The organism is Nocardia neocaledoniensis, from assembly GCF_003182135.1.
Classification (GTDB): domain Bacteria; phylum Actinomycetota; class Actinomycetes; order Mycobacteriales; family Mycobacteriaceae; genus Nocardia; species Nocardia neocaledoniensis.
Genome location: NZ_QGTL01000005.1, coordinates 427,070 through 433,497, shown reverse-complemented (window position 1 = coordinate 433,497; position 6,428 = coordinate 427,070). Strand labels below are relative to the sequence as shown.

At 70.1% G+C, this 6,428-nt stretch carries 6 protein-coding genes and 1 pseudogene; all 7 read right to left on the bottom strand.

Features of this window, described 5'->3' with window-relative positions; translation table 11 throughout:
• The coding region (locus tag DFR69_RS35285) for an FAD/NAD(P)-binding protein (protein ID WP_167456302.1) at nucleotides 1–119 on the bottom strand (119 nt) is incomplete at its 3' end.
• Nucleotides 116–451, bottom strand: coding sequence for a ferredoxin (gene fdxA / locus DFR69_RS17545; protein ID WP_110038623.1), 336 nt, complete (start codon nucleotides 449–451; stop codon nucleotides 116–118). The genes fdxA and DFR69_RS35285, both read right to left, overlap by 4 nt.
• Nucleotides 448–1,203, bottom strand: a complete 756-nt coding sequence (locus DFR69_RS17540) for an ABC transporter ATP-binding protein (protein WP_110038622.1) — start codon at nucleotides 1,201–1,203, stop codon at nucleotides 448–450. Before DFR69_RS17540 ends, fdxA begins: the two co-directional genes overlap by 4 nt.
• On the bottom strand, nucleotides 1,200–2,063 hold the full coding sequence (locus tag DFR69_RS17535; RefSeq protein WP_110038621.1) for an ABC transporter permease: 864 nt from the start codon (nucleotides 2,061–2,063) through the stop codon (nucleotides 1,200–1,202). The genes DFR69_RS17540 and DFR69_RS17535 overlap by 4 nt, the downstream gene beginning before the upstream one ends.
• A gap of 28 nt (nucleotides 2,064–2,091) precedes the next feature.
• The gene (locus DFR69_RS17530) at nucleotides 2,092–3,516 is read right to left on the bottom strand and encodes an ABC transporter substrate-binding protein (protein WP_208643994.1); all 1,425 of its coding nucleotides are present in this window, start codon (nucleotides 3,514–3,516) and stop codon (nucleotides 2,092–2,094) included.
• A gap of 17 nt (nucleotides 3,517–3,533) precedes the next feature.
• Complete coding sequence (locus DFR69_RS17525) at nucleotides 3,534–3,761, bottom strand: 4Fe-4S dicluster domain-containing protein (protein ID WP_110038620.1); 228 nt, start codon at nucleotides 3,759–3,761, stop codon at nucleotides 3,534–3,536.
• Nucleotides 3,761–6,426: pseudogene (locus DFR69_RS17520) on the bottom strand (fumarate reductase/succinate dehydrogenase flavoprotein subunit). Before DFR69_RS17520 ends, DFR69_RS17525 begins: the two are co-directional and overlap by 1 nt.
• Nucleotides 6,427–6,428 lie beyond the last annotated feature (2 nt).

Genomic DNA, 6,428 nt, shown 5'->3' with positions numbered 1-6,428 from the left:
CGCTCGTAGAGGTCGATGCTCACGTCGGCATCGGACTTCATCAACGCGTCGGCGGCGTAGATACCGGCCGGTCCTGCGCCCACGATCGCAATGCGCAGTATGGGATTCGCGCCCGTCATTTCCGGTACTCCGCGACGAAGGGCGTGTCGACCCCGAGATCGCCCACCACCGCGGCACCGCCCGGCGACCCGAGCGGAGTGTCGCGGCCCGGCAGGGCCACGTCGAAGAAGGCGGCGTTGGCCGTGACGAAGCCCTCCTGCCCCGCCGCGACGTCTTCGGCGAGCGAGATCGCCTCGACGGGGCAGACGGGTTCGCACGCACCGCAATCCACGCATTCGGTGGGATGGATGTAGGCCATCCGGTCCCCGGTGTAGATGCAGTCGACCGGGCATTCCTCGACGCAGGCGCGGTCGAGCACATCCACGCAGGCGGCTCCGATGACGAAGGTCATAGCTGTGGTTCCTTCTCGTTCGGCTCGCCGAGGGCGGCGAGGATTTCGTAACGCAGACGGGCGAATTCGGGCTCGAAACGGGCGCCGGGCGCACGGGGCGCGTCGATCTCGATCACCCGCTGGATGCGCGCCGGCCGCGGGGTCAACAGCACGATGCGATCGGCCAGCAGCAGGGCCTCGTCGACGTCGTGGGTGACGAACAGCACCGTGGTCCGCCGCCGCTGCCACACCGATACGAGCAGCCGCTGCATGTCCGCGCGGGTCTGCGCGTCCAGCGCGCCGAACGGTTCGTCCATCAACAGCACCCGTGGTCGCGCGGCCAGCGTCCGCGCCAGTTGTACCCGCTGTCGCATCCCACCCGACAACGTGCCGGGCAGATGGTCGCCGAAATCGCGCAGCCCCACCAGGTTCAGCAGTTCCTGCGCCTCGCCGCGGCGATCCCGGCGGGCGACGCCCCGCAGCTTCAACGCGAATTCGACATTGCGGCGGGCGGTGCGCCACGGCAGCAGCGCGTCCTCCTGGAACACCATCGAGCAGTGCTGTGCCGCGGGCCCACCATCGACCGAGACCGTGCCGCCGATCGGGGACAGCAGGCCCGCCATGGCGCGCAGCACCGTGGACTTGCCGCAGCCGGAGGGCCCGAGCAGGACCACGATCTGGCCCGCCTCGACATCCAGATCCACCTCGGCGGCCAGGCTCGCGCCGTAGGCGATGCGCAGACCGGCCAGCCGCACCGCGGCGCCGGTGCTCATCGCTGCGCCCTCGGCAGCCACCGGTTCACCCGGCGGCCCGCCAGCTCCACCAGCCAGGCGGTGCACCAGCCGAGCAGCCCGATGGTGAGCATGCCGACGATCACGCCCGGATAGTCCAGCAGTCCGTACGACTGCCAGGTGAAGTAGCCGATCCCGAACTGCCCCGAGATCATCTCGGCGCTGATCACGCAGATCCAGGCCACGCCCATGGCGACCGACAGCCCGGAGAAGATGCCGGGCAGCGCACCGGGCAATGCGATCTGGAACAGGATGTCGCGCCGACGCGCGCCGAGGGTGTGCGCTGCCTCCTCCCACACCCGGGGCAGCGCGTGCATGGCGTGGATCGTGCTCACCGCCACCGGGAAGAACGCGGCGAAGAACGTGATGAACACGATGCCCTGCTCCCCCGTCGGGAACAGCAGGATGGCCAACGGCACCAACGCGATCGCCGGGATCGGCCGGAAGACCTCGAGCACCGGCCGCACCAGCGCGCTGATGACGGCCGAGCGGCCCACCGCCATCCCGATCAGCACACCGGATACCGTCGCCAGGCCGAAGCCGACCAGGATGCGCCGGGTACTGGAGACGACGTCGCGGTAGTAGCTCGCCGCGCCGAGCTGGGTGCGGAACGAGTCGAACACCGCGGTGGGCGTGGGGATCTTGTCGAAGCGCAACCACAGCACCACCTGGTAGGTGGTGAGCAGGTGCCAGGCCAGCAGCAGCGCCAGCAACGGGACGGCGGTCAGCGCTGTCCTGCGTGCCCTGCGGGGAATCGGGAAACGGGTGGGTGAGTCCGCGCGTGGCGCGACGGTGTCGGGTGCCGCGACCGGGGCGGCGAGAGGTTCGGCGGAAACGGTCATGGTGAGCCTCCTGTCTCACGAGACGGATCTAGCGGGCTTTCAGTGCTGCCTGGTAGTCGATGACCGCGGCGCCCGGATGGGCGGCGGCGTACCGCTGGGCATCGGCGCGGATCGCGAACGGCAACAGCCGATCCTCCGGCGCCGCGGCGGGATCGCTGACCCAGGTCGCGGTCGCGGCGAACAATCGCGTCCCGGTGCCGTGGTCGGGGACGTACGCCGCCCGCACAACCCCGCCCGTGGTGTCGATCTGCCGCAGCAGACAGGTCGGGGTTCTGGCGACCGCCGTCGTCGCGGGCTCGGCGAACCAGACCTCCGAGGCGGTCGCGAGCCCGTCGACGGTTCCCCCACACACACTGTCGGTGCCGGTGAGGGGCGAGGGCGCGGCCACCGAAGCACGGGCGGTCTCGTAGTCGGGTCCGTAGACGGCCCGGATGTACCGATCGTCGACGAACTCGCCGAGGTTCAGATCCGAGAGCGCGCCCAGGTTCTTCAGGAACGGCAGCAGGGCGCCCAGCGCGTCGACCAGTTGCGGTTTGATCGTCGGGTCGAACCCGACCAGGCCGTTCGGACCGTTGTAGAGGTAGACGACCTCGGCGGGCAGCCCGGTGATCTCGGCGACCCGCTGCGCGGCCTCGAGCGGATGCTGGTTGAGGTAGTCGGTGGTCTTGCGCTGCGCGGTGAGGAACGCGGTGACGATGTCGGGGTGCTCGGTGCCGAAGCGCTCGTTCGCGACGACCGCGTGAAAGGTCGGGATCCCCGCGCTGCCGCCGTCGTAGAGCAGTCTGGCTTGCCCGTCGTGCACGAGTTTCTGTGGCCACGGGACGAATTGGGCCAGCGCGGCCACCTGATCACCTTGCAGCGCCGAGGCGCCGACGGCGGGGTCCTGACCGAGCAGCTTCACGTCCTCGAGGCTCATTCCCGCCGCGGCCAGCCCCGTGGCCAGCATGCCGTGCGCGGCCGAGCCGACACTGGTCGACACGATCTGCCCGCGCAGATCGGCCAGGGTGGCCGCGGACGAGTCGAGCGGAACGACGACCTGATTGAGCGAACCGCGCAGGTTGTAGCCGGTGACGGCGATCAACTCGGACTTCACATCGGCGTGATCGCGGGTCTTGGAGCCGTTCACCAGGATCGGCGCGTCACCCATCGAACCGATGTCGACCTGGCTCGCCAGCATCTGCGCGGTCAGCGGCGGGCCCGCGGCGAAGTCCTTCCACTCCACCCGATAGGCCAGGCCGGTGGTCTTGCCCAATGCCGCCAGTTCGGCTTCGAAGGTGCCGCGGTCGCGCAGCAGCGTGCCCGCGGTGACGGTGTTGATGGTCTTGGACTGGTAGCCGATGTTCACGGTGACCGTCTTGCCGTCGTTACCGGCGCCGCAGCCGGTGGTCAGGGTGGCGGCCACCGCGGCGCCGAGCGCCAGCGCGGTCAGGCGTGAGCGGGTCGAGTTCATCATGGCGGTCCGTTCTTCCTCTAGCGCAACAGGAACGGGATGTTGACGGTGACCGCGCCGACGGGGCACCGCGCGGCGCACGGCCCGCAGTACCAGCATTCGTCGACGTGCATGTAGGCCTTGCCCGAATCCGGGTGGATGGCAAGAGAATCGAGCGGGCACATGTCGACGCACAGCGTGCATCCGTCGATACAGGTGGCCTCGTCGACCGAGACGGGGACGTCGAGACGGGCATTGACCTGGGCCATCAGAGTTCCTTTCCAGAGTTGGCGATGCCGATGCGGGCGAAGGCGCGGACGTCGGCGTCCGGGTCGTCGAGTGCCCGCCGCAGCGCCGTGGTGATGTCGCGGCGCTCGGCGATCCGTTCGGCCAGTGCGCGCACCGCCGCCTTACGGACGTCGAGGTTGGGGTCGGAGACGGCGGTCAGCAGGGGCGCCGCCGCGAGTTCGGGGTCGGCCGCGGCCAGCGCGATCGCCGCCGCCTGCCGAACCTGCCAGGCGGGATCGGCCATCGCCGCGGTGGCGACGGCGGCGGCCTGGTCGTCGCAGCCGGTGCCGGCCAGGCTCGCCAGGGCGGCGGCGCGCACGAGGGGTTCCGGGTCGGCCGCCAGCGCCAGCAGGGTGACCGCCCCGCGTGGGTCACCCACCGCGGCCAGACCTTTCGCGACGGCGATCCGGACGTTCTGGTCCTCGTCGGCCGCCGCGGTGGCGAGTTCGTCGATGGCGTCGACCGAGGTGAGCCCGCCGATGACCACGCGCCGGACCGAGGCGTTGGGGTCGGTCAGCCAGGCTGCCAGTTCCCCGGCGGTCACCCTGCGGTGCCGCCACAGCGCCTCGATCGCGGCCGAGCGCACCGCCGGTTCCGGCGCGGTGACGCAGTCCCCCAGCGCCGCGTCGAATTCGGGTCCGGGGACCAGCACCTCGAGCAGTTCGGTGAGCAGCCCGATCGCGGTGTGCCGGACGTCGACATCGGCGTCGGCGAGACCGCGCGCGATGATCGGGGCCGCCGCGGGCCAGTCCTCGGTGGTCTCGCTGAGCACCGACAGGGCCGTGCGCCGGACCTCCGGGTCGGGGTCGGCGAGGTACGGGGTGAGTTCGCCGAGCTCCGGGCATTCGTCGGCCAGATCGAGCAGGGTCAGCAGGCGCGCGCTCATCGGGCACCCCACGCGCCGACGAGGTCGGGTGCGGCGACATCGGCGACGCCGTCGGGCCGGACGAATCCGGGGACCGGCACGATGTACGGGGCGACCGGCCGGGTACGGAACTCCATCTCCCCGCTCGCGCCGCGCGCGAGGTTGAGGTGGCAGAACCATTCCGCGTCGTCGCGCGCGGGCCAGTCGGCGCGCTGGTGATAGAGCCCCCACCGGCTCTCGGTCCGGCGCAGGGAGGCGCGGGCCGCCATTTCCGCGCAGTCCCGGATGAAGGTCACCTCGGCACAGCGCATCAGTTCGTGTGGCGTCTGCCCGCCCATGCCGGCGATCTCGTCCTTCATCCGTTCGAAGGCGGCGACACCGAGCGCGAGATAGGACTGCGCTTTGGGCGGCTGCAGATAGTCGTTGACGAATCGGCGCAGCTTGTATTCGACCTGCGACTGCGGCGGGCCGTCGGGATGGCGCAGCGGACGGTAGATCAATTCGTGGGCCGCCTCGATCTGGTCCGCGGGCAGCTCCGGATGGGTGGCGCCGCGGGCGTAGGCGCTGGCGTGCTCGCCCGCGATGTCGCCGTAGACGAAGGCTCCGATCATGTAGTTGTGCGGTACCAGCGCCATGTCGCCGGCCGCGAACAGGCCGGGAACCGTCGTCGCGGCGCGTTCGTCGACCCAGACACCCGACGCGGAATGGCCACTGCACAAACCGATCTCGGAGATGTGCATCTCGATGTCACCCGTGCGGTAGTCGGTGCCGCGGCCCGCGTGGAAGGTGCCGCGGGTCGGCCGCTCGGTGGTGTGCAGGATGCCTTCGATCTCCCGGATCGTGGCGTCGGGAAGGTGGCTCAGCTTCAGGTAGATCGGACCACGCGCGCTGTCGAGTTCACGTTTGACCTCGGCCATCATCTGGCCCGACCAGTAGTCGCAGTCGACGAAACGATTGCCCTCGGCGTTGACCTGGTAGCCGCCGAACGGGTTGGCGACATAGGCGCAGGCGGGACCGTTGTAGTCCTTGATGAGCGGATTGATCTGGAAGCACTCGATGCCCGACAGTTCGGCGCCCGCGTGATAGGCCATGGCGTAGCCGTCGCCGGCGTTGGTCGGATTCTCGTAGGTGCCGTACAGATAGCCCGAGGCGGGCAACCCGAGCCGACCGCACGCGCCTGCGGCCAGGATCACCGCGCCCGCGGAGATGGTGACGAATTCGCCTGTGCGCGTGTCGAATCCGACGGCACCGACCGCGCGCCCGTCGACGGTGAGCACCCGCACCGGCATCACCCGGTTGGTGATGGTCACCCGCGATCGCACCTCGCGGGCGCGCAGGGTGCGGTAGAGCACCTTCTTCACGTCGCGGCCCTCGGGCATCGGCAGCACGTAGGAGCCCGATCGGTGCACCTTGCGCACCGCGTACTCGCCGTGCTCGTCCTTCTCGAACTTGACGCCGTACCCCTCGAGGCGCTGCACCATCTCGAAACCGCGTGTGGCCGTCTCGTAGACGGTGCGCTGGTTGACGATCCCGTCGTTGGCTACGGTGATGTCGGCGACGTAGTCCTCCGGACTCGCCTTGCCCGGCACGACGGCGTTGTTGACACCGTCCATGCCCATCGCGAGGGCGCCGGAATGGCGCACGTGCGCCTTCTCGAGCAGCAGCACCTGCGCGCCGTGCCGGGCCGCGGTGAGCGCGGCCATCGTCCCGGCGGTACCGCCGCCGACGATCAGGACATCGCAGACGAGCTCGCGCCGTTCGGTGAGCGGTGGAATCTGCATGA

Coding starts and splice junctions, on each gene's coding strand:
- fdxA (WP_110038623.1), bottom strand. CDS start 451: ATGACCTTCGTCATCGGAGCCGCCTGCGTGGATGTGCTCGACCGCGCC.
- DFR69_RS17540 (WP_110038622.1), bottom strand. CDS start 1,203: ATGAGCACCGGCGCCGCGGTGCGGCTGGCCGGTCTGCGCATCGCCTAC.
- DFR69_RS17535 (WP_110038621.1), bottom strand. CDS start 2,063: ATGACCGTTTCCGCCGAACCTCTCGCCGCCCCGGTCGCGGCACCCGAC.
- DFR69_RS17530 (WP_208643994.1), bottom strand. CDS start 3,516: ATGATGAACTCGACCCGCTCACGCCTGACCGCGCTGGCGCTCGGCGCC.
- DFR69_RS17525 (WP_110038620.1), bottom strand. CDS start 3,761: ATGGCCCAGGTCAATGCCCGTCTCGACGTCCCCGTCTCGGTCGACGAG.